The sequence below is a fragment of the Pseudarthrobacter sp. NPDC055928 genome, assembly GCF_042270935.1.
Lineage (GTDB): Bacteria > Actinomycetota > Actinomycetes > Actinomycetales > Micrococcaceae > Arthrobacter.
Genome location: NZ_JBHJZH010000019.1, coordinates 72,048 through 92,610, shown reverse-complemented (window position 1 = coordinate 92,610; position 20,563 = coordinate 72,048). Strand labels below are relative to the sequence as shown.

Below are 20,563 nucleotides of genomic sequence, written 5' to 3'. Positions count from 1 at the left end.
AACGCCCGGTCCCATTCCGAACCCGGAAGCTAAGACCCACAGCGCCGATGGTACTGCACCCGGGAGGGTGTGGGAGAGTAGGTCACCGCCGGACAACCATTAAGGTCGAGAACCCCCCAACACACACGTGTTGGGGGGTTCTCCCATTTAACACACACCCCACCCCCGCCGGAACCCAGCAGGCACAGCCGACCCCAGGCACTGCCGTCGTACCCCACCCACACCCCACCGGGAACATCCGAACCAAACCCGCAGCAAGTGAGAGAGCGTCCTGGGTGTGAAGATTCCCACGACTGCCTGCCAGCGGACCTTTCTGTCATGGTTGGTTTGGCGACTCGCCTAGAATTGATTGAGATGTACGGACTTCGAAGCGCTTGATTTCGGGTTGCGTAGGAAACGAAACACGGATAAGAGCGGCTGCGATTGCGCCAGGCCGGCTCACAACAGGAGGACTCCACATGGCTGAGCACAATGGCGGCAACCGCGGCGGCAAGGACCGCGGTCCCTTCCGCGGACCGAACAACTCAGGCGGAGATCCTCGCGGATTCCGATCCCGGGAAAACCGGGAAGGTGGCGAAGGCCCCCGACGCACGCCTGGCTCCGGAGAGCGTAAGCCTTATGGTGACCGGGAGAACAAGCCTTATGGTGATCGTCCGCGCCGCGAAGGCGAGGGTGAGCGCCGTAGCTTCGGTGCCGGCGAGCGTAAGCCCTTCGGCGATCGGCCCCGCCGTGAGGGCGACGGAGAACGCCGCGGTTTTGGCGCGGGCGATCGTGACCGTAAGCCGTATGGTGACCGGGAGAACAAGCCTTTTGGTGACCGTCCGCGTCGTGAAGGTGATGGCGAACGCCGCAGTTTTGGTGGGGGAGACCGTAAGCCGCCGTTCAGTGGTGGGGAGCGTAAGCCCTTCGGTGACCGTGACCGCAAGCCGTATGGTGACCGCGAAAGCAAGCCCTATGGTGACCGTCCGCGCCGTGAAGGAGACGGCGAACGCCGCAGCTTTGGCGACCGCGACAACCGCAAGCCTTTCGGCGACCGCCAGGACCGGGCACCCCGTAGCTTCGACCGCGGCGACTCCGGCCCGCGGCAGTTCGGCCGGGACCGTGCAGAGGACCGCCCCGTGCGCGTTCCCAATGCCCGCGACCTGCGCAGCGCCAACCGCCCGGACCGTGAGCGGTCGCCTGAAATCGACGAGGATGTCACGGGCAAAGAGCTGGACCGCGCTACCCAGCACCAGATCAAGACCCTCGAACCGAAAAGCGCCGAGTGGGTAGCCCGTCACCTGGTGATGGCCGGACGCCTCATTGACGACGAACCGGAACTTGCCTTCCAGCACGCCCTGGCGGCCAGCCGCCGTGGCGGCCGCCTCGCTGCAGTCCGTGAAGCTGTGGGTCTGACCGCTTACGCCGCGGGCCACTATGGGGAGGCCCTGCGCGAATTCCGCACCTATCGCCGGATCAGCGGCTCCAACGTCCACCTTCCCGTGATGGCTGACTGCGAACGCGGCCTGGGCCGCCCGGACCGAGCCCTCGATGTGGTCCGTTCCGAGGAAGCAAAGGACCTCGACGCTCCGGGCAAGGCCGAGCTCGCCATCGTGGCTGCAGGAGCCCGGACGGACCTCGGCCAGCTCGATGCCGCCGTTGCAGAACTGGAAATTCCCCAGCTGGACATCAACCGGGCCTTCTCCTACAGCCCGCGCCTTTTCCGTGCTTACGCCGACGCTTTGTCGGCCGTGGGCCGCGCGGAGGAGGCAGCCAAGTGGCAGAAACAGGCTGTCGTGGCAGAAAATGCCCTGGGCCTGGGCGTCGACGAGGAGCCGGACATCGTGGACCTCGGCTGGGACGAGGAGGAAGAAGCCCGCGAGGAGGCCGAGCGCCGCCGCCTGATCGAGCGCGCAGCCCGTGGTCCGGAAACGGACACCCCTCGCGTGGCCGCAGCAGCGGAAGCCACTGAAGGCAGCACCGAATCGGCGAGCCATGCCGTGGACACTTCCGTTGACGACGCCGAATCGGACTACTTTGAGTCTGATGATGCCGAGTCAAATGAGGACTCCATCGAGCAGGACGAACTGATCTCAACCCGTGACGAAACCGGCGAGGAAATGGACGAGGCAGCCGACGACGGAGCCGACATCGAGCCGGAGGGACCGGAAGGGCACGGCGGGGATGACATCGAGGCAGTGCGCGCAGAACGCCGGGAAGACTGATCCGAAGATGACGGCCGTTCCCCTCATTTCACTGTTTGACGCCCTTCTCGCCGATCTTGATGGCGTGGTCTATGCCGGTCCGCACGCCATCCCTGGTGCCGTGGATTCGCTCCAGCAACTCGAAGGCTTGGGCATTGGCCTCGGGTATGTCACCAACAATGCCTCCCGCACGCCGGCGCAGGTAGCCGCGCATCTCCGTGAGCTCGGTGCTCCCGCGGATGATCAGCAGGTGGTCAGTTCCTCGCAGGCTGCTGCCGAACTGCTGGCGTCGCTGTTGGCGCCGGGGGCCAGGGTCCTCATCACGGGCAGCCCGGCGCTTGCGCAGGAGATCGAACTTGTTGGCCTGACTCCGGTCAGCAGCCAGGACGATGACCCCGTGGCTGTGGTCCAGGGGTTCAACCCCGCGATCGGCTGGAAGGACCTGGCCGAAGCCTCCTACGTGGTCTCTGCCGGAGCCCTGTGGGTGGCCACGAACACGGACATGTCGATTCCGCAGGCACGCGGTATTGCGCCGGGGAACGGCACCTTGGTGGCAGCCGTCGCGGCTGCCACTGGCCAGACACCGCGCGTCGCGGGCAAGCCGGAGGCCCCGCTGTTCCACACTGCTGCCAAAAGGCTTTCCGCTGACCGCCCGCTGGTAGTGGGCGACCGCCTGGACACGGACATCCTCGGCGGCAACAACGCCGGTTTCGCCACGGTAGCCGTGCTGACCGGCGTCGACACCAGGGAAACCATCCTGGCAGCACGCACCGCAGAACGCCCGGACTATGTCATCAACTCCCTCACGGACCTCCACTCGCCGTACCCGGCCGTGGACCACGCTGACGGAACGTACCGCTGTGGAACCTCAACCGCGCGGGTCAGCGGTGGTACAGTCCATGTCCGCGGGAGCGAGGACGACCTCGACTCCTGGCGCGCCGCCTGCCAAGCCTGGTGGGCCGCGGTCCCCGAAGCGGCAAGCCCCACTGCGCCCAAACTCGAGTGGCTCAGTCATTAGACTGGTCAAATGACTGAGCTGAACGAAACGCATAACCCGGTTGCAGCCCAGCCCACCCCCGCGTGGCCGGAGACAGCAGGCACTGAAACAGGGGATCCGTCCGTTGCTGCCGTGCTGGCGGCCCTGGAAGGTGTCCCCGCGATGCCGGTGGCAGATCATGAGGCCGTCTACAGCGAACTCCACGACGCGCTGCTCGAAACGCTGAACGAAGAGCCTGCGGCCGGGAACGGGGCCTGAGTATGGCCAGACTCGACCAGGCACTGGTTGCGCGCGGCCTGGCACGGTCACGTACGCACGCTGCCTCCCTGATTTCCGAAGGCAAGGTCAGTTCCGCGGGCCAGGTGCTGTCAAAGGCCTCACTCCAGGTGGAGGACAGCAAGGACCTTGCCGTTGAGCACACTGAGCAGGACAGCTACGTCAGCCGGGCCGGCCATAAACTGGCCGGCGCGCTGGACGCCTTCCCGGCCATAACGGTCGAGGGGAAGAGGTGCCTGGACGCCGGTGCGTCCACCGGCGGCTTCACCGATGTGCTGTTGAGGCGTGGCGCCGCGCACGTGGTGGCTGTCGACGTCGGACACGGCCAGCTGGTGCCGCAGCTCCGGAGCGATCCCCGGGTAGAGGTGCATGAGGGGCTCAACGTCAGGTATATGGCGGCTGAGGACATCGGTGGGACAGTGGCCTTGACGGTCGCTGACCTGTCGTTCATCTCGCTGACCCTGGTGGTCCTGCCGCTGGCCCTGAGCACGGAGCCTGGCGGCGATCTGGTGCTGATGGTAAAACCACAGTTCGAAATCGGTAAGGACCGCCTGGGCCGCACCGGCGTGGTCAACTCCGAGCGCGAACGCCGGATGGCGGTCGAAAAAGTCGCCAATGCGGCGCTCGACGCCGGCGTGGACCTGTGCGGCTTGGCGGCGAGTCCCTTGCCGGGCCAGGACGGAAACGTTGAATACTTCCTGTGGATAAAGCGCAGGATGACCCAAGACTTGCCTAAGATCGAAGAGCGCGACGCAGCCATAGCTGGGTTGCTTGGACGTCTTTGGCCGAACCACTAGAAAGCGGAACCTGATGAGCAGGCGCGTATTGGTCCTTGCCCACACTGGCCGCGAGGAGTCATTGAAGGCCGCCTGGGAAGCCTGCGCCCAGCTGCATGCCTCAGGCATTATCCCCGTGATGCAGGAGTCCGAACTGGGCGACATGGAGCGCTTCTTCGGGCACCTCACCCAGCCGGTGGAGGTCCTGCATGACCATGTGCAGCTCCCGGACGTTGAGCTGGTGATGGTGCTGGGCGGCGACGGGACCATCCTGCGCGCGGCCGAGCTGGTGCGGGAAGTGGATGTGCCCCTGTTGGGCGTCAACCTCGGCCACGTGGGTTTCCTTGCCGAGAGCGAGCGTGCTGACCTCGCCCAGACAGTGGAATGGATCGCCCGCCGGGACTACACGGTGGAAGAGCGCATGACCATCGACGTCCAGGTGTGGGTCCGGGGCCAGAAGATCTGGCATACCTGGGCCCTGAACGAGGCTGCCATAGAAAAAGGCAACAGGGAACGGATGCTCGAGGTGGTCACCGAGGTTGACGAGCGCCCCCTGACGTCCTTCGGCTGCGACGGCGTGGTGCTGGCCACCCCTACCGGGTCCACCGCCTACGCCTTCTCAGCCGGCGGGCCCGTAGTTTGGCCGGAGGTCGAAGCCCTCCTGATTGTCCCCATCAGCGCCCACGCCCTTTTCGCCAAGCCTCTGGTGGTGTCACCGCGGTCGCGGCTGGCAGTGGAGGTCCTCAACCGGACGGACGCCATGGGGGTGCTGTGGTGTGACGGCCGGCGCTCGGTGGACCTGCCGCCGGGAGCCCGGGTGGAAGTGACCAAATCTGCTACGCCGGTCCGGCTGGCCCGGACGCACCAGACGCCGTTCTCCGCCAGGCTGGTCCGGAAGTTCGAGCTCCCCATCCACGGCTGGCGGGGCCCGGTTCCGCAGGCGGAGGCCATCCACACGGGCCCGATTCCGATTGTCCGGACGCCCAGGCCGATGGCCCCGCTGCAGGTCACGCACGCAGACCACCCTGAAGATGAAACCGATCCGTCAACAGCAAAGTGAACCATGCTTGAAGAACTGAGAATCCGCGATCTCGGCGTCATCACTGACGCTACGCTGCCGCTGGGCCCCGGGCTGAGCGTGGTGACCGGCGAGACAGGCGCCGGTAAGACGATGGTGGTCACCGCCGTCGGCCTCCTTTTGGGTGCCAGGTCCGACGCCGGCGCGGTCCGCAACGGGGCCAAGAGTGCCTCCGCGGAGGCAGTTCTCAAGCTCGACGCCGGACACGCGGCCGTGGTGCGGGCGCTTGATGCCGGTGCCGAGGTGGAAGAGTTCGACGGCGGCGCTGAGCTGATCCTTGCCCGTCGCCTCGGTGCGGACGGACGCAGCCGGGCCTACCTCGGCGGACGGGCCGCCCCCGTGGGCGTCCTTGCGGAGATCGGCGAAAGCCTGGTGGTGGTCCATGGCCAGTCGGACCAGATCAGGCTGAAGGGGGCACTTGCACAGCGCGGTGCCCTGGACAAGTTCGCCGGCGACGCCCTGGCGGATCCGCTGGGCAAGTATCAGGCCCTCTACAGCCACTGGAAGGCCAGCCAAGCCGAACTGGACACGCTGCGCGGCGCCGCACGGGACCGGCTGCGGGAAGCGGAATCGCTGGAGATTGCCCTGGCCGAGATCGACGACGTCGACCCGCAGCCGGGGGAGGACGAGTCACTCAAGGCCGAGGCCGTGAAACTGGCCAATGTGGAAGAACTCAGGATTGCGGCGAACACCGCCCACCAGGCACTTATCGCAGAGGACTACGGCGACGAGGGTGACGCCACCACCTTGGTGGATGCCGCCAAGCGGACCTTGGAGCATGTGGCCGAGCATGACGCTGAACTCGGCGCGGCAGCCGCGCGCCTGGCCGAGGTCGGCTTCCTGCTGAACGATATCGCCACGGAACTGGCAAGCTACCAGGCCGGCCTGGACTCAGAGGGGCCCGAACGGCTCGCGGAGATCGAGGACCGCCGGGCTGCGTTGGCCAAGCTGGTGCGCAAGTACGCCCCCAGCATCGACGAGGTCCTGGTGTGGGCTGAGAACGCACGTGTCCGGTTCGACGAACTGCAGGATGACTCAACCCGGATCGAGGCGCTGGACGCGGAGGTTGCCCGGACCGAGGCTGAGCTGAAGAAGCAAGCAGCGGCCATCACCAAAATCCGCGGCAAGGCCGCAAAGGACCTCTCGGCACGCGTCAGCGCCGAACTGAAGGCCCTTGCCATGGCCGACGCAACGCTGGTGATCACCATCGAGCCGGCAGCACAGCTGCAGCCCCACGGTTCCGACGAGATCTCGTTCCTGCTCCAGCCCCATTCTGGTGCGCCGGCCCGTCCGCTGGGCAAAGGCGCCTCAGGCGGCGAACTCTCCCGCGTGATGCTGGCCATCGAGGTAGTGCTCGCCGCCGTGGATCCGGTGCCCACTTTTGTGTTCGACGAAGTGGACGCCGGCGTCGGCGGACGTGCCGCCGTCGAAATCGGCCGTCGGCTGGCCATGCTGGCGCAGCACGTGCAGGTCCTGGTGGTCACGCACCTGCCGCAGGTTGCCGCCTTCGCGGACCAGCACATCACCGTCACCAAAACATCGGTCCGGGGGTCCGACGGCGGCACGGCCACCGGGTTCACTTCCAGTGATGTGCGGCTGCTCGACGGCCCTGAAAGGGTCAAGGAGCTCGCACGGATGCTGGCAGGCCAGGAGGATTCCGAGTCCGCACAGGCCCACGCGCAGGAGCTGCTCGACGACGCGAAGCTGCTGCCCCAGCGGGCCTAGCTGCTTCGGGGCACGGCAGTCAGCCGGCGGATGGTGCGGGCCATCATGGCGTGCACCACCAAGGGATGCAGCAGGCGCACCGGGGCGAAGTACAGCCGTCCCCGCCAGCCCTTCAGGCGCACTGCCGTGGTGACGCGCAACAGGTTGGCGCCGGCGTCGTAGGCCACCCCGCAGCGGAAGTCCAGGTGGGTATCATCGGCGCTGATCAGCGCTTCCTCGCCGCAGACCTCCGCGACGGCAAACACGCCGGCTGGAGCCCTTCTGATTCCCGCCAGGCCAACCACTGCCTGCCGCAAACCCATTAAGGCAGTCACCCAGCCCGGCATGGACCGCAGCGAGAACAGCTCTTCGGCCCAGAGGCGCGGGTCCGAGGGATTGCCGTCCGGATTGCCGTCCGGAATTGGGAGGACAATCACATCGGCGTAGTCAGGCTGGGGAATGGACTGCAGAGCCAGCGACCGGAAGACCGGGAAATTCCCTGCGTCCACGCCGCCAACAGGGCCCGATGATTTGGTTTCAGGGTCCGGAAACATGGTCACCCCTTGATCGTAAGGCCGTTCGCACTGCAAACTGGAGCATTTGGGGAACAGTTCCGGATCCGTGGAAGGTTCATTTGATGATAGGCTCGAATTCCGTGGTGCAGCGATCAAATTCCCGTGTAAATTCCCGGTTCCCGGGCTCGTCCAAGACGACCAAACACATCTTCGTAACCGGTGGTGTGGCGTCCTCGCTCGGTAAGGGGCTGACGGCTTCGAGCCTCGGCCACCTCCTGCGGGCACGCGGCCTGTCTGTAACTATGCAGAAGCTCGATCCGTACCTGAACGTTGATCCGGGCACGATGAACCCCTTCCAGCACGGCGAAGTCTTTGTGACCGACGACGGCGCCGAAACGGACCTCGACATCGGACACTACGAGCGCTTCCTGGACGAAAACCTGGAAGGTTCGGCGAACGTAACCACCGGGCAGATTTACTCCACCGTGATCGCGAAGGAACGTCGCGGCGAATACCTCGGCGACACCGTCCAGGTCATCCCGCACATCACGGACGAGATCAAGCGCCGGATGCGCCTGCCCGCCGAGGGCAAGAACGCTCCGGACGTCATCATCACCGAGATCGGCGGAACCGTCGGCGACATCGAGTCCCAGCCGTTCCTCGAGTCGGCCCGCCAGGTCCGCCAGGACGTCGGCCGGGGCAACGTCTTTTTCCTGCACGTCTCCCTGGTTCCGTACATCGGCCCGTCCCAGGAGCTGAAAACCAAGCCGACGCAGCACTCCGTGGCCGCGCTGCGTTCCATCGGCATCCAGCCGGAAGCCATCGTGATCCGTTCGGACCGCGAAGTACCCGACGCCATGCGCGAGAAAATCGGCCGCATGTGCGACGTCGACATCGACGCGGTGGTGAACGCTGCCGACGCACCCAGCATCTACGACATCCCCAAGACGCTGCACTCCCAGGGCCTGGACTCCTACATCGTGCGTGCCCTGGACCTGCCGTTCAAGGACGTCGACTGGACCAGCTGGGACAAGCTGCTCGAGGCCGTCCACAACCCAAAGCACGAGGTTGAAATCGCGCTTGTGGGCAAGTACATCGACCTCCCGGATGCCTACCTGTCCGTCACGGAGGCCTTGCGTGCCGGCGGTTTCGCCAACGACACCAAAGTCAAGATCCGCTGGGTGCCGTCGGACGAATGCGAAACCCATGAGGGCGCGGTTGCTGCCTTGGATGGTGTGGACGCCATCTGTGTTCCCGGCGGCTTCGGCATCCGCGGCCTCGAAGGAAAGCTCGGGGCACTCAAGTTCGCCCGCGAAACTAAACTGCCGGTGCTTGGCCTCTGCCTTGGCCTGCAGTGCATGGTGATCGAATACGCCCGCAACGTAGTTGGCCTGGAAGGCGCATCCTCGTCCGAGTTCGAGCCGGACTCCAAGTACCCGGTCATTGCCACGATGGAAGAGCAGCTGGACATCGTCGAAGGCAAGGGCGACCTCGGCGGCACCATGCGCCTGGGCCTTTACGAGGCAAAGCTCGACGCCGGCTCCGTCATCGCCGAAACCTACGGCAAGACCACAGTCAGCGAACGGCACCGCCACCGCTACGAGGTCAACAACAAGTACCGTGGCCAGATCGCCGAGAAAGGCCTGGTGTTCTCCGGAACGTCACCGGACGGCAAGCTCGTGGAATACGTCGAGCTCCCGCGTGAGGTGCACCCGTACTACGTGGCAACGCAGGCCCACCCTGAGCTCAGCTCCCGGCCCACCCGGCCGCACCCGCTGTTCGCCGGGCTGGTCAAGGCTGCCCTGGACCACCAGGCCGGCAGCGAGTTCCTGGATGCAGGCCTGCCCGCAGAAGCTGCCCCGGAAGCCCCGGAGGCAGTAGCTGCCAGAAACGGTGCGCCGGCGGCCAAGCAGGCACGCACGGTAGCTGCTAAGTAAAACCGAATACGTAAAGGACGGCGCGATGCCCGGTACACCTGGAACCCCCCAAGCTGCACGGAAGGTTTCGGACGAACCGAGCCCGCGCCGTCTTTTGTCTACCGAGAAGGTTTACGAAGGCCGGATCTGGGATGTGGTCAGCGACAGCTTCCAGCTGAGCGACTCCGGCGACGCCCTCACCCGCGACTACATTGACCATCCAGGCGCGGTGGCAGTATTGCCCATGAACGAAGCGGGCGAGATCCTGCTCCTGAAGCAGTACCGGCATCCCGTGGGCATGGATCTTTGGGAGATTCCGGCCGGTTTGCTGGACGTCGAAGGCGAAGAATTCGTCGTGGGCGCCGCCCGCGAGCTCGCGGAAGAGGCGGACCTGGCCGCAGGCACCTGGAATGTCCTGGCGGATTTCTTCAATTCGCCGGGGTCCTCCAGCGAGGCAATCAGGATCTACCTTGCCCGCGACCTCACGGGTGTGCCGCACCACGAGCGCCACGAGCGGACGGATGAGGAAGCGGAGATTGAATTCCACTGGATAGCCCTCGACGACGCCGTGGCAGCAGTCCTGGAAGGGAAACTGCACAACCCGTCCGCCGTCGTCGGGATCCTCGCTGCGGCCGCGGCGCGCGCTGACGGCTTTGCCCGGCTCCGCCCCGCCGATGCACCTTGGCCTGCCCACCCCAGCCAGCGTTGATGACGGCGAGTACCTCGGCTGAGGCACCGCCACCGCCGGCCGCGGAACAGCCACGGCAGCAAGTCCGGCCCCGAACGGCCATCGACCACGCCATAGCCGAGTACCTGCAGCATATGCGGGTTGAACGGGGCCTCGCGCTCAACACCCTCGCCGCCTACCGCCGCGACCTGACACGCTACGCCGGCTACCTCGCCGGCGCTGGCTGCGAACTGCCCGGCAAGATCACGCGGCACCACGTCACCGGATTCGTCCAGGCGCTGTCGGACGGTTCCGACGGCGGCACGGCCCTGGGTGTGAGGTCGGCGGCCCGAACGGTGGTTGCAGTCCGGGGCCTGCATAAATTCTGGGCCCTCGAAGGGCTCACGACAACGGATCCCGCCAGCGACGTCCACCCGCCGATGCCGGGCAAGAGGCTGCCCAAAGCCATCAGCGTGGACGAGGTCACCCGGATCCTTGAGGCTTCGGGTGCCGATACGCCCACGGGACTGAGGGACCGCGCCTTGCTCGAATTCCTCTATTCCACCGGGGCAAGGATCAGCGAAGCCGTCGGCCTGGACGTAGACGACATCTCGCTGGACGACGCGGAGGCCGGCCCCGCGATCGTACGGCTGTTCGGCAAGGGGTCCAAGGAGCGGCTGGTACCGCTGGGCTCCTACGGTGCCCGGGCACTGGATGCCTACCTTGTGCGTGGCCGGCCCCTCTTGGCGGCCAAGGGCAAGGGGACGCCGGCGCTGTTCCTCAACGCCCGTGGCGGACGCATCAGCCGCCAAAGCGCCTGGACCATCCTTAAGGCCGCAGCCGAAAAAGCCAACATCACCAGGGACGTCTCACCGCACACGCTGCGGCATTCCTTCGCCACCCACCTTCTGGAAGGCGGCGCGGACGTCCGGGTGGTCCAGGAACTGTTGGGGCATGCCTCCGTGACAACCACGCAGGTGTACACCCTGGTCACAGCGGATACCCTGCGTGAAATCTACGCCGCGGCGCATCCGCGGGCCCTGGGTTAGGACGTGGAGCCGGCGGCCGTCGCACTCTGCTTCCTGCTGCGGGACACCCCCGACGGCGCTGAAGTCATGCTGGGCGTTAAAAAGACCGGCTTTGGCTCCGGGAAGGTAGTGGGTCCCGGCGGGCATGTGGAAGCCGGAGAGACCGACGCCATAGCGGCGTGCCGAGAGATCCACGAGGAGGCGGGGATTACCGTCCGGCCTGAAGACCTGCAGGACGCCGGCGTTGTGCAGTTTGTTTTTCCCGCCAGGCCCGAATGGAACATGTCCGCGCGGATGTTCACAGCCCGCCGTTGGGAGGGCGAGCCCCGCGAAAGCGACGAGATCGCCCCAGCGTGGTTCAGTACACGGGCACTGCCTGTGGAGCGGATGTGGCAGGACGCCGACCATTGGCTGCCTGTGGTGCTGGAAGGGCGCAAGGTGAACGTCGTTGTGACCCTGGCTACGGACAACGAAACAGTGGCCTCGTCAGAAAGCCTGTTGCCCTAACCGCTGTAACCATTCCTGCCAAGCCGGAAACTATAGGGTTAGCCTGCAAACCAGGAAACTACATCACCAGGGGGGATCGTGCTTTCACAGCGCGAGCTGGCGTTCATCGCCTTATACAAGGACAGCTATCCAAGGATCCACAAATACGTCCTTCGGAGAGTCGACGATCCTGAGCTGGCCCAGGAACTCGCAGCGGATGTCTTCCGTATCGCTTGGGAGAAATGGGACGGCGCCACCAGCACGGAAATCCCTTGGCTCTTTGCCGTCGCCCGGAACCTTATCGGCAATGCCTACCGGGGCCGTGACCGGCAGAAAGCACTGACGGAGAAGATCACCGCCACTGCAGGCGGTGACCCGGGGGACCAGGGCGAGCACATGGCTGTGGAGAATGCCCTGGCCGTCCTTCGGGACAAGGACCGGGACATTCTCCAGCTGGCGTACTGGGACGACCTGACAATCGCCGAAATTGCCCAGGTCCTTGACTGTTCACAATCCGCCGCCAAGGTGCGGCTGCACCGGGCGAGGGAAGCCTTCCGGAGGCTCATGCCGGCCACTTGCGAATCGCTCGAACAGAAAGTCGGTGCGTAGCCATGGATCCGATCAAAAACCTGGTTTCCGGGGCAGACCCCATCCGTCACCACCCCGCAGTTCCCGACGGCGAGGAGGCCCTGCGAGGGATGTTCGCCCGCGCCGAGGGGTTCACGGACCGCGTCTCGCCGGACATCCCCACGCTCGCTGAACGAAGGCAACGGCGTGCCAGGATCGCCGGGCTCCTGGCAATCGCCGCGGCAGCAGTAACGGCAGGCGTCCTGGTCACCGTGAACCTCGGCCCGCTCACGGCCGCCCCGGCGCCGGCGACCACCGTCACCCCCACCGCGAATCCCACGCCAGCCACGCCGAAACCAACACCAACTCCCACTGGATCGGCATCCTCAACAGGAGCGGCCGTAGTACCACCGCCTGCCCGGCCGGCGTGGACTTCCTACACCGATTCAACCGGCCAGGCCACGTTCGACATCCGTCCGGACTGGGCGGTGGTGGAGTCTCCGCACATGATTGCAGGCATGCCGTTCAACACTCTCGAGGTCCGGAACGCAGACAACCAGACCATCAGCCGCCTTGACCTGGTCTATGACCGGACAGCAGGTCCCTGCGGCGCCGCTGCGCCGTTCACCGTGCTCGACTCCGAGCCTGTGCAGATTCCGCAGCAGCCCAAAGACCTCCAGCAGCGTGGCCAGCCACGGTTCTCCTTCACCATCGTTGAGGGGGCGAAAATATACGGCTCCATGGCACTGTCCGGATCCCTGGAAACTGTCCGGACTCCGTGCAGCTACAGCAACGGCATTGGGGGCCCGGAGGGAGTGCCCCCGGTCTATTTCGGAGATACCGAGAGTCTTACTCCGGATGGCGACAGGGCCCTGGAGTTCACTTCCGTAGCAGAAGCCAACGCCTACATGCAGTCCCAGGATTACGCGGATAAAAAGCGCATGCTGACATCCCTCTCCCTCAAAGCCTCCGACGTCGTCACATCGCAGCGCTTTACCAGCGAGGCCGCAGGGGCATCGTTCGCCCTGCCCACCGGCTGGGCGGCCAAGGACGTGCCCGCCGGGACACCGGATTACCCCGCCTCTGCGATCGAAGTCTCAGACGAGGCCGGCAAGACCGTGGCCACGTTCTACCACGGTGCAGGGGGAGGCCTCGGGGGTTCCTGTGGTCCTGAAAAGTACATAGCCACCGAGCTGGACTCCGCCCAGTACATGCCTTCGTGGGATGCCGGCGGCAACGTCCGCTTCTCCTACCGGGTCCTTGACCAGACGTCCGTTAACGCCGGCTTCAGCTACCAGGTGGGGCTCGTGGATGAGGCCAGCGGCCAGCTGAAGGATAGCTGCCTGATGTACTCCGTGGTCAACGGTGCCCCACGAGGCACCCTGTCCTTCGCGGACAGGGCCGCCAAAGCGGCTGGCGAACCGGTTTTCCAGACGCTGGCCGAGGCCAAGGCCTACATGGGCACCGCGGAGTACCGGAAGCTCAAGGAGATGATCCTGAGCCTCACGCTGTCCCAGTAGGGTTCCGCTCACCGATTCAGCAGAGTACGACGCCGGCGCGGTCTCCCTCGAAGGTGACCGCGCCGGCGTCGTACTTGCCTGGTTGCACTTACGGCAGGTGCCGTTCCTCGACTCCGTTGTATTCGCTCAACGGACGGATCAGCGAGTTCGAGTCCAGCTGTTCCATGATGTGTGCGGTCCAACCGGTGATGCGGCTGGCGACGAACAGGGGAGTGAAGGTGGCCGTATCAAAACCCATGAGGTGGTACGTGGGACCGGTGGGGTAGTCGAGGTTTGGCTTGATGCCTTTGGCCTCGTCCATCGCGGTTTCCAGCCCGTTGTAGAGGCCCAGGAGTTCGGGCCGGCCGTAGTGGGCGATCATTTTGTCCAGGGCGGCTTTCATGGTGGGTACCCGGGAGTCGCCGTGCTTGTAGACGCGGTGGCCGAAGCCCATGACTTTCTTCTTCTGGGCCAGAGCGTCCTCCATCCAGGTCTTTGCCCGGGCGGCGGCATCCTCCAGGGATTCCTCGGGCCGGATGCCGATCTCGTCGAAGGTGTGCATCACGGCCTCGTTAGCGCCGCCGTGGAGCGCGCCCTTGAGCGCGCCGATGGCGCCCGTTACCGCTGAATGCAGGTCCGAGAGAGTGGACGTGATGACCCGTGCGGTGAAAGTGGAGGCGTTGAAGGAGTGCTCGGCGTACAGGATCATGGAGACGTTGAAGGCATCCACGACCTCCGGGACCTGCTCTTCCCCGAAGGTCATCCAGAGGAAGTTGGCGGAGTAGTCCAGGTCATCGCGGGGCTCGACGGGCTCCTGGCCGTGGCGGCGGCGTTGGTCGTAGGCCACCACCGCGGGCATCGCGGCGAACAGGTCGATGGCCTTGTCCATGTTGGCTTGGCGCGAGGAATCCTCGGCCAGTTCGTGGCGGGCGCCCATGACCGATGCGGCCGTCCGGCAGACATCCATCGGGTGGGAGTTGGTGGGCAGTGCGTCGATAACCTGCTTGACCACAGGATCAAGGGGCCGTCCGGCCCGTTCCCGGGCGGTGAAGGCGGCTAGCTCCTCCGGGGTGGGCAACTCGCCGTTCCAGAGGAGATAGGCAACCTCCTCGAAACTGCAGCGGGCGGCGAGTTCCTGGACCGGATAGCCCCGGTACAGCAGTGAGTTGGTGTCGGGGTTGACCTTGGACACCGCGGTGTAGTCCACCACGACGCCGGCGAGGCCCTTCTTGATCTCATTTTCAGCCATGCTGAAACTCCTTCGTTCCTTGTGCCTGTGTGCCGGCCGAAGCCGGAAGCCTTGGATGGTTGCGGGTCAGCGGGTACCTGGAATCTTGAAATTGAAGACTCCGGTGTCAAACCGGTTGTAGGCCTCGTAATCCACGAGGTCGTACAGCCGCGCACGGGTCAGCATGCTCTCTACCTGGGCCTCCTGGGTGCCGTCGGACCTGATCGATTCCAGCGTACGCTCCGCGGCGCCCATGGCACTACGGAGGAGGGTCACGGGATAGATGACCATGTTGACGCCGACGCCCTGGAGCTGGTCCACGGTGAAGAGGTCGCTCTTCCCGAATTCGGTCATGTTGGCCAGGATCGGGACGTCCACGGCGTCGCGGATGGCCTGGAATTCGGTGAGGTCTTTCATGGCTTCGGGGAAGATGGCGTCCGCTCCGGCGTCCACGAGTGCTTTGGCGCGGTCCTGGGCTGCCTGGAGTCCGTCCGTGGCGCGGATGTCGGTGCGGGCCATGATCAGGAAGTTGGGGTCCCTGCGGGCGTCGGCGGCGGCGCGGATGCGTTTGGTGGCGGTGTCCAGGTCCACCACGTTTTTCCCGTCGAGGTGGCCGCAGCGCTTGGGGTTGAACTGGTCTTCGATGTGCAGTCCGGCGAGGCCGGCGTTTTCGATTTCCTGGACGGTGCGGGCCACGTTCATGGGCTCACCGAACCCTGTGTCTGCGTCGACGATGGCTGGCAGGTCGGTCATGCGGGCGATCTGCCCGGCCCGGGTGGCCACTTCGGTGAGCGTGGTCAGGCCGATGTCGGGCAGTCCGAGGTCGTTGGCGAGGACCGCGCCGGAAATGTAGACCCCGGCGAAGCCCTTCTCCTCGATCAGCCGGGCCGAGAGCGGGTTGAATGCGCCCGGGAACTGCTGAACCGTGCCGGAGGCGAGGAGTTCCCGGAACCGGATGCGCTTCTGCTCGGGGGTGACGGTGGAGTACAGCATCTAGAACAGTCCTTTGGGTGCGGCCGCGAAGTCGATCACGCCGGGGGCTGCGGTGATGTTCAGCTGGTCCAGTTCCCCGGCGGTGAGTTCGGGGAGGCGTTCGACGGCGGCGAGGAACCGCTCGATTTCAGCTTCCTCCACGAGTCCGGCGGCGAGGGTGCGGAACTTGTTGATGTACTGTTCCCGGGCGAAGGGCCGGGCACCGAGCGGGTGTGCGTCGGCCACCGCGATCTGGTCGGTGATGACGGTGCCGTCGGTGAGGGTGATCTCCACGGACCCGCCGAAGGCCTTCTCGTTGATGTCCAGTGAGTGGTAGCGGCGGGTCCATTCGGGGTCTTCCTCGGTGGACACTTTCTGCCAGAGCTCCACGGTGTCCGGCCGGGCGGCGCGTTCGGGGGAGTAGGAGTCCACGTGGTGCCAGGACCCGTCCTGCAGGGCCACGGTGAAGATGTACGGGATGGAGTGGTCCAGCGTCTCACGGGACGCGGTGGGGCTGTACTTTTGGGGGTCGTTGGCGCCGGAGCCGATGACGTAGTGGGTGTGGTGGCTGGTTTTGATCAGCACGGATTTCACGTTGGCCGGGTCCGTCGCTTCGGGGTGCTCCTTGTGGAGTTTGCGGGCGAGGTCGATCCAGGCCTGGGCCTGGTACTCGGCGGAGTGTTCCTTGGTGTAGGTGTCCAGGATCGCGCGCTTCGCCTCCCCGGGTGTGGGGAGCGGCACCATGTACGAGGCGTCCGGACCGTCCAGCATCCACGCGATCACACCGTCTTCGCCCTCATAAATGGGCACCGGGGAAGTCTGCCCGCGCATGGACCGGTCCACCGCTTCGACCGCCATCTTTCCCGCAAAGGCCGGAGCATGTGCCTTCCACGTGGAAATCTCACCCTTGCGGGACTGCCGGGTCGCGGTGGTGGTGTGCAGTGCCTGGCCCACCGACTGGAAAATGGTCTCGACGTCGAGCCCCAGCAGGGTGCCGATGCCGGCGGCTGCGGAGGGGCCGAGGTGGGCCACGTGGTCGATCTTGTGCTTGTGCAGGCAGATGGCCTTGACCAGGTTCACCTGGATCTCATACCCGGTGGCGATGGCCCGGACCAGGTCTGCCCCGCTGGAGCCCACGTGCTGGGCAACAGCCAGGATCGGCGGAATATTGTCGCCCGGGTGGGAGTAATCGGCGGCCAGGAACGTGTCATGGTAATCAAGTTCGCGGACGGCGACACCGTTGGCCCACGCAGCCCACTCGGGGGAAACACGTTCTCCGATGCCGAAAACCTTCGCGCCCTTCCCGCCGGTGCTTGGGCCGTGGGCCAAGGCCTGGGCGCGGGCCGCCACAATCGGTCCACGGTTCAACGAAGCGATGGCCACCGAAGCGTTGTCGATCACGCGGTTGATGATCATCTCCGTGACGTCATCAGTGACGTCGACAGGGTCCGCGGCGACCACGGCAATCTTGTGGGCCAGCTGGTCCTCGCGGGCCAAGTTTTCCTCGCTCTTGTAGACGCGGACGTGGTGTTCCTTAACCATGAGGGCTCCTCTTACTGGGGTGTGTGGGTGGCTTTGATATGCGAAAGGCTGCGGTGCAGGTGGACTGTGGTGGCGGCGTGGGCCAGGCGCGGATTGCGGTCGGCGATGGCCTCGGCGATGGCGGCGTGCTCGGTAGCCGCGGCCGCGAGACGGACGGCGTCGTCGGCGGCGAGCCTTCGTACGCGGACGAGGTGGACCCGAAGGCCCCGCATGGCCTGGGCAAGGTAGTTGTTTGAGACAGCGGAGTCGATAGCCGCATCCAGGCGGGCCACTAGTGCGTAGTAGTCGTTGCGGGCGGGATCTTCGCCGCTGATCAGGGCCGTCGCGTCCAGCAGTTCCCCGTGGAGCTGCGCAAAATCGTCCGGATTGCCGCGTTCGGCTGCCAGTTCGGCAGCCCTGCCTTCGAGGGTTTCGCGGAGCTCGAACAACTCATCGATGTCCTCCAGCGAAATACCGGTAACCACGACGCCGCGGCCTCCTGCCGCCGTCGTCAGCCCTTCGGCGGTGAGCCGGCCCAGCGCCTCCCGAAGGGGCGTGCGGGAGACGCCCAGGCGCTCGGACTGCTCCACTTCGGCGAGCAAGGTGCCCGGGAGTAGCCGCCACTGAACGATGTCATCGCGGAGTGCCGCATAGGCGCGGTCGCTGGCGCGCACGCTCTGACCCTTCACTGGTTGCATGACATCAGTGTATACACAGAAGCCTTTGAAGCGGGGAGATGTGCGGAATTTTTCCAAAAATTAGTCGCTATGTATACATTGCGGGGGTCTTGGCTGTTAGCGGCCGCTCCAACGGTATTCGTTTTCGGGCCGGCCCGGAGTGCCGTAACGCGGTGCCCGGGAGGCCGTTCCGGCGTCCGCGAGGTATTCCAGGTAGCGCCGCGCGGTAACCCTCGACATGCCCAGTGCCTCCATCACCTCGGTGGCAGAGACGGCTTCGGACCGTCCCTTCATAAACTCTTGTACTGATACAAGCGTGGAAATGGACAATCCCTTGGGCAGCGGCATCTCGGACGGGGCCCGGAGGCTGGCGAATGCCTGGTCAACGTCACTTTGTGAGGCCCCGGTTTTTTTGGAGCCCGACTCTGGGCTGGCCAGCTGCTGCCGGAAGAGCCGGTAGCTGGCGAGCTTGTCGGCAAAAGTGGCGTACGTAAACGGTTTGATCAGGTATTGCACTACCCCGATTGCTACGGCGCTCCGTACGATCGCGAGTTCCCGGACAGCCGTAATGGCGATGATGTCTGCCAGGATCCCTGCCGCACGCATCCGCCTGGCGATGTCCAGGCCATGGAGGTCCGGGAGGTTCATGTCCAACAGGACGAGTTCAACAGGGTCTCCCGAGGCGACGAACTCGGAGAGCAGCCGCAAGGCGGATTGGCCGTCAGGGGCGGTGCCGGCCAGGGTGAAGCCCTCCAGCCTGCCCACATAGGCCGCGTGCGCCGCGGAGGCCACCGGCTCGTCCTCAACAACGAGGACGCGGATATCGCTCACTGGAACTGCTCCTCTTTGTCGGTTCCGGCGGCAATGGCCGGAAGGAAGACATGGAACTGTGCCCCATCCGTGCCTGTGATGGTCATGGTACCGTCCAGCCGCTGCACCGCCTGCCGCACTAGGGCCAGGCCCACGCCGCGGCCGAAGGGTCCGGTCGCCTTGGTGCTGAAGCCATGCTTGAAGATATTGTCGACGGCGGCCGGGTCGATTCCCGGACCTGAATCCTTGACAGTGATGTCCAGGCCCTCGACATCGGACTCCACCGTTAGCTCCACGCGCTTGGGGGAATTGCCGTCCGCCGCGGCGTCGATCGCGTTGTCCAGCAGGTTGCCGAGAATGGTGACGAGGTCCTGGACCGCCAGTCCTGCCACCGAAGCGGACCCCATGGTGGTAAGGGTCAGTTTCACGCCGCGTTCGTTGGCTTCCGCGGCCTTTCCCATGATCAGCGCGCTCAGTACGGGCTCGTCCACGGAGCTGACCATCTCGTCGGTCAGCTGCTGGCTGAGCTCCAGGTCCTTGGTGGCGAACTCGAGTGCCTCGCGGGTTCGGCCCAGCTCCAGCAGGGAAACCATGGTGTGCAGCCGGTTGGCGTGTTCGTGGGTCTGCGCGCGGAGGGCGTCGGAGAGCGTCTTCATGGTTTCGAGTTCACTTCCGAGCGACTCGATCTCCGTCCGGTCCCGGATGGTGGCCACGGTCCCGTATACCGCGGGGCGGCGGGTTCCGGGGGAATCCGGTGCCTGGGCGGGGCCCTGATTCACCACCACAATCCGGGGGCCAGTCAGGTGGATCTCGTCGTGGGCGGTGCGGCCCGATTCAAAGAGATCTTTCAGGCTCTCCGTGAGAGGGAGGTCCGAGAGGGCAGGAGGTCGGGACGGGTCATCCCCCGAACCATGGGGGACAAGTCCCAGCAGTTCGGCTGCCTGGTCGTTGTACATCACCACGCGGCCCCGGGTGTCGATCAGGATGAGGCCCTCGCGGACAGAATGGAGGACGGACTCGTAATAGGCAAACAGCTGGGCGAGCTGCTCCGGCCCCCATCCTCGGGTTACCCGGCGCAGGTAGCGGCCCAGCAGCCAGGAAGCTACGGACCCGCCCAGCAGCAGTGCCAGGCCCAAGGCCAGCAGTGCGGGCAACCGCCCGGACAGGGCAACGTCCACCGTCCTGACCGTGACCCCCGCGGCAACCAGTGCCTTGACGTTACCCGCCGCGTCCTTGACCGGAGCAATGGTGCGCACCGACGGCCCCAGCGTCCCGGCCGTCACCTCGGTGAACACTTCGCCTCGAAGCGCGGCATCGATCGAGCCGATGTAGGGCCGGCCGAGTTCCTCGTCCCGGGGATGCGTCCAGCGTGTCCGGTCAGGCGCCATGATGGTGATGAAGTCTGCCCCTGATCCGGCCATGACATCGAGGGCATACGGCTGCAGCAACGCCGAGGGATCCGGGGTGTCCGCAGCCTCCAGGACCAACGGGTTGGCCGCGATAGCGGCGGCCACTCCGGTCATTCTGCGTCCGGCCTCTTCGTAGCTGCGGTCCCGGGCGTCAAGATACGTGGCGGTTCCCCCGATGCTGATGAACGCCAGCACAATGACCAGGTTCGCCACAAAGAGCCTGCGGGCGATACTCCAGCGGTGGATCATCAAGC

At 65.4% G+C, this 20,563-nt stretch carries 19 protein-coding genes and 1 rRNA gene; 13 read left to right on the top strand and 7 right to left on the bottom strand.

The window, feature by feature from the left end; translation table 11 throughout:
* The 7 genes from rrf to recN all read left to right on the top strand — a co-directional run.
* A 5S ribosomal RNA gene (gene rrf, locus ACFC25_RS19760) occupies window positions 1–94 on the top strand; the annotation flags it as partial.
* Between the two features lie 364 nt (window positions 95–458).
* Window positions 459–2,204 carry a hypothetical protein gene (locus ACFC25_RS19755; protein ID WP_376048307.1) on the top strand — a complete coding sequence of 582 codons (1,746 nt, stop codon included), beginning with the start codon at window positions 459–461 and terminating at the stop codon, window positions 2,202–2,204.
* 7 nt (window positions 2,205–2,211) lie between these two features.
* On the top strand, window positions 2,212–3,201 hold the full coding sequence (locus tag ACFC25_RS19750) for an HAD-IIA family hydrolase (protein ID WP_376048304.1): 990 nt from the start codon (window positions 2,212–2,214) through the stop codon (window positions 3,199–3,201).
* 9 nt (window positions 3,202–3,210) lie between these two features.
* A complete protein-coding gene (locus ACFC25_RS19745; RefSeq protein WP_337347701.1) occupies window positions 3,211–3,438 on the top strand; it encodes a hypothetical protein in 228 nt (75 codons plus the stop codon).
* A gap of 2 nt (window positions 3,439–3,440) precedes the next feature.
* Window positions 3,441–4,253, top strand: a complete 813-nt coding sequence (locus ACFC25_RS19740; protein WP_376048302.1) for a TlyA family RNA methyltransferase — start codon at window positions 3,441–3,443, stop codon at window positions 4,251–4,253.
* Window positions 4,254–4,266: 13 nt separating this feature from the next.
* The gene (locus ACFC25_RS19735; RefSeq protein WP_337347703.1) at window positions 4,267–5,292 is read left to right on the top strand and encodes an NAD kinase; all 1,026 of its coding nucleotides are present in this window, start codon (window positions 4,267–4,269) and stop codon (window positions 5,290–5,292) included.
* A gap of 3 nt (window positions 5,293–5,295) precedes the next feature.
* The gene (gene recN, locus ACFC25_RS19730) at window positions 5,296–7,035 is read left to right on the top strand and encodes a DNA repair protein RecN (RefSeq protein ID WP_376048299.1); all 1,740 of its coding nucleotides are present in this window, start codon (window positions 5,296–5,298) and stop codon (window positions 7,033–7,035) included.
* On the opposite strand, the gene ACFC25_RS19725 is transcribed toward recN, so the two are convergent.
* The gene (locus ACFC25_RS19725) at window positions 7,032–7,568 is read right to left on the bottom strand and encodes a DUF2867 domain-containing protein (protein ID WP_376048324.1); all 537 of its coding nucleotides are present in this window, start codon (window positions 7,566–7,568) and stop codon (window positions 7,032–7,034) included. The genes recN and ACFC25_RS19725 overlap by 4 nt on opposite strands.
* Window positions 7,569–7,651: 83 nt before the next feature.
* Between ACFC25_RS19725 and ACFC25_RS19720 the strand changes: the two genes are divergently transcribed.
* The 6 genes from ACFC25_RS19720 (at window position 7,652) to ACFC25_RS19695 (ending at window position 13,713) form a co-directional block, all read left to right on the top strand.
* Window positions 7,652–9,466: a CTP synthase gene (locus tag ACFC25_RS19720; RefSeq protein WP_337347705.1), complete on the top strand. Its 1,815-nt coding sequence runs from the start codon at window positions 7,652–7,654 to the stop codon at window positions 9,464–9,466.
* 25 nt (window positions 9,467–9,491) lie between these two features.
* Window positions 9,492–10,154, top strand: coding sequence for an NUDIX hydrolase (locus ACFC25_RS19715; protein WP_337347706.1), 663 nt, complete (start codon window positions 9,492–9,494; stop codon window positions 10,152–10,154).
* Window positions 10,154–11,161, top strand: coding sequence for a site-specific tyrosine recombinase XerD (gene xerD, locus ACFC25_RS19710; protein ID WP_376048295.1), 1,008 nt, complete (start codon window positions 10,154–10,156; stop codon window positions 11,159–11,161). Before ACFC25_RS19715 ends, xerD begins: the two co-directional genes overlap by 1 nt.
* 3 nt (window positions 11,162–11,164) lie before the next feature.
* A complete protein-coding gene (locus ACFC25_RS19705) occupies window positions 11,165–11,647 on the top strand; it encodes an 8-oxo-dGTP diphosphatase (RefSeq protein WP_376048292.1) in 483 nt (160 codons plus the stop codon).
* Between the two features lie 78 nt (window positions 11,648–11,725).
* A complete protein-coding gene (locus tag ACFC25_RS19700) occupies window positions 11,726–12,235 on the top strand; it encodes an RNA polymerase sigma factor (protein WP_376048289.1) in 510 nt (169 codons plus the stop codon).
* Window positions 12,236–12,237: 2 nt separating this feature from the next.
* The gene (locus tag ACFC25_RS19695) at window positions 12,238–13,713 is read left to right on the top strand and encodes a hypothetical protein (protein ID WP_376048286.1); all 1,476 of its coding nucleotides are present in this window, start codon (window positions 12,238–12,240) and stop codon (window positions 13,711–13,713) included.
* An 88-nt stretch (window positions 13,714–13,801) separates the two neighbouring features.
* On the opposite strand, the gene ACFC25_RS19690 is transcribed toward ACFC25_RS19695, so the two are convergent.
* The 6 genes from ACFC25_RS19690 to ACFC25_RS19665 form a co-directional block, all read right to left on the bottom strand.
* Window positions 13,802–14,941 carry a bifunctional 2-methylcitrate synthase/citrate synthase gene (locus ACFC25_RS19690; protein ID WP_337347711.1) on the bottom strand — a complete coding sequence of 380 codons (1,140 nt, stop codon included), beginning with the start codon at window positions 14,939–14,941 and terminating at the stop codon, window positions 13,802–13,804.
* 66 nt (window positions 14,942–15,007) lie between these two features.
* On the bottom strand, window positions 15,008–15,913 hold the full coding sequence (gene prpB / locus ACFC25_RS19685) for a methylisocitrate lyase (RefSeq protein ID WP_376048283.1): 906 nt from the start codon (window positions 15,911–15,913) through the stop codon (window positions 15,008–15,010).
* A complete protein-coding gene (locus tag ACFC25_RS19680) occupies window positions 15,914–17,434 on the bottom strand; it encodes an MmgE/PrpD family protein (RefSeq protein WP_376048280.1) in 1,521 nt (506 codons plus the stop codon).
* A gap of 11 nt (window positions 17,435–17,445) precedes the next feature.
* Window positions 17,446–18,087, bottom strand: a complete 642-nt coding sequence (locus tag ACFC25_RS19675; RefSeq protein ID WP_376048321.1) for a GntR family transcriptional regulator — start codon at window positions 18,085–18,087, stop codon at window positions 17,446–17,448.
* A gap of 120 nt (window positions 18,088–18,207) precedes the next feature.
* On the bottom strand, window positions 18,208–18,921 hold the full coding sequence (locus tag ACFC25_RS19670; RefSeq protein ID WP_337347714.1) for a response regulator: 714 nt from the start codon (window positions 18,919–18,921) through the stop codon (window positions 18,208–18,210).
* Window positions 18,918–20,558 (bottom strand): ATP-binding protein, encoded by a 1,641-nt coding sequence (locus ACFC25_RS19665; RefSeq protein ID WP_376048276.1) that lies wholly within the window; start codon window positions 20,556–20,558, stop codon window positions 18,918–18,920. The genes ACFC25_RS19670 and ACFC25_RS19665 overlap by 4 nt, the downstream gene beginning before the upstream one ends.
* Between the last annotated feature and the right edge of the window lie 5 nt (window positions 20,559–20,563).

What these genes read in the sequence shown, in the direction of transcription:
- ACFC25_RS19735 (WP_337347703.1), top strand. Translation starts at nt 4,267, where the DNA reads ATGAGCAGGCGCGTATTGGTCCTTGCCCACACTGGCCGCGAGGAGTCA.
- ACFC25_RS19720 (WP_337347705.1), top strand. Translation starts at nt 7,652, where the DNA reads ATGATAGGCTCGAATTCCGTGGTGCAGCGATCAAATTCCCGTGTAAAT.
- ACFC25_RS19665 (WP_376048276.1), bottom strand. Translation starts at nt 20,558, where the DNA reads ATGATCCACCGCTGGAGTATCGCCCGCAGGCTCTTTGTGGCGAACCTG.
- ACFC25_RS19740 (WP_376048302.1), top strand. Translation starts at nt 3,441, where the DNA reads ATGGCCAGACTCGACCAGGCACTGGTTGCGCGCGGCCTGGCACGGTCA.
- xerD (WP_376048295.1), top strand. Translation starts at nt 10,154, where the DNA reads ATGACGGCGAGTACCTCGGCTGAGGCACCGCCACCGCCGGCCGCGGAA.
- ACFC25_RS19680 (WP_376048280.1), bottom strand. Translation starts at nt 17,434, where the DNA reads ATGGTTAAGGAACACCACGTCCGCGTCTACAAGAGCGAGGAAAACTTG.
- prpB (WP_376048283.1), bottom strand. Translation starts at nt 15,913, where the DNA reads ATGCTGTACTCCACCGTCACCCCCGAGCAGAAGCGCATCCGGTTCCGG.
- ACFC25_RS19745 (WP_337347701.1), top strand. Translation starts at nt 3,211, where the DNA reads ATGACTGAGCTGAACGAAACGCATAACCCGGTTGCAGCCCAGCCCACC.
- recN (WP_376048299.1), top strand. Translation starts at nt 5,296, where the DNA reads ATGCTTGAAGAACTGAGAATCCGCGATCTCGGCGTCATCACTGACGCT.
- ACFC25_RS19690 (WP_337347711.1), bottom strand. Translation starts at nt 14,941, where the DNA reads ATGGCTGAAAATGAGATCAAGAAGGGCCTCGCCGGCGTCGTGGTGGAC.
- ACFC25_RS19725 (WP_376048324.1), bottom strand. Translation starts at nt 7,568, where the DNA reads ATGTTTCCGGACCCTGAAACCAAATCATCGGGCCCTGTTGGCGGCGTG.
- ACFC25_RS19755 (WP_376048307.1), top strand. Translation starts at nt 459, where the DNA reads ATGGCTGAGCACAATGGCGGCAACCGCGGCGGCAAGGACCGCGGTCCC.
- ACFC25_RS19695 (WP_376048286.1), top strand. Translation starts at nt 12,238, where the DNA reads ATGGATCCGATCAAAAACCTGGTTTCCGGGGCAGACCCCATCCGTCAC.
- ACFC25_RS19715 (WP_337347706.1), top strand. Translation starts at nt 9,492, where the DNA reads ATGCCCGGTACACCTGGAACCCCCCAAGCTGCACGGAAGGTTTCGGAC.
- ACFC25_RS19750 (WP_376048304.1), top strand. Translation starts at nt 2,212, where the DNA reads ATGACGGCCGTTCCCCTCATTTCACTGTTTGACGCCCTTCTCGCCGAT.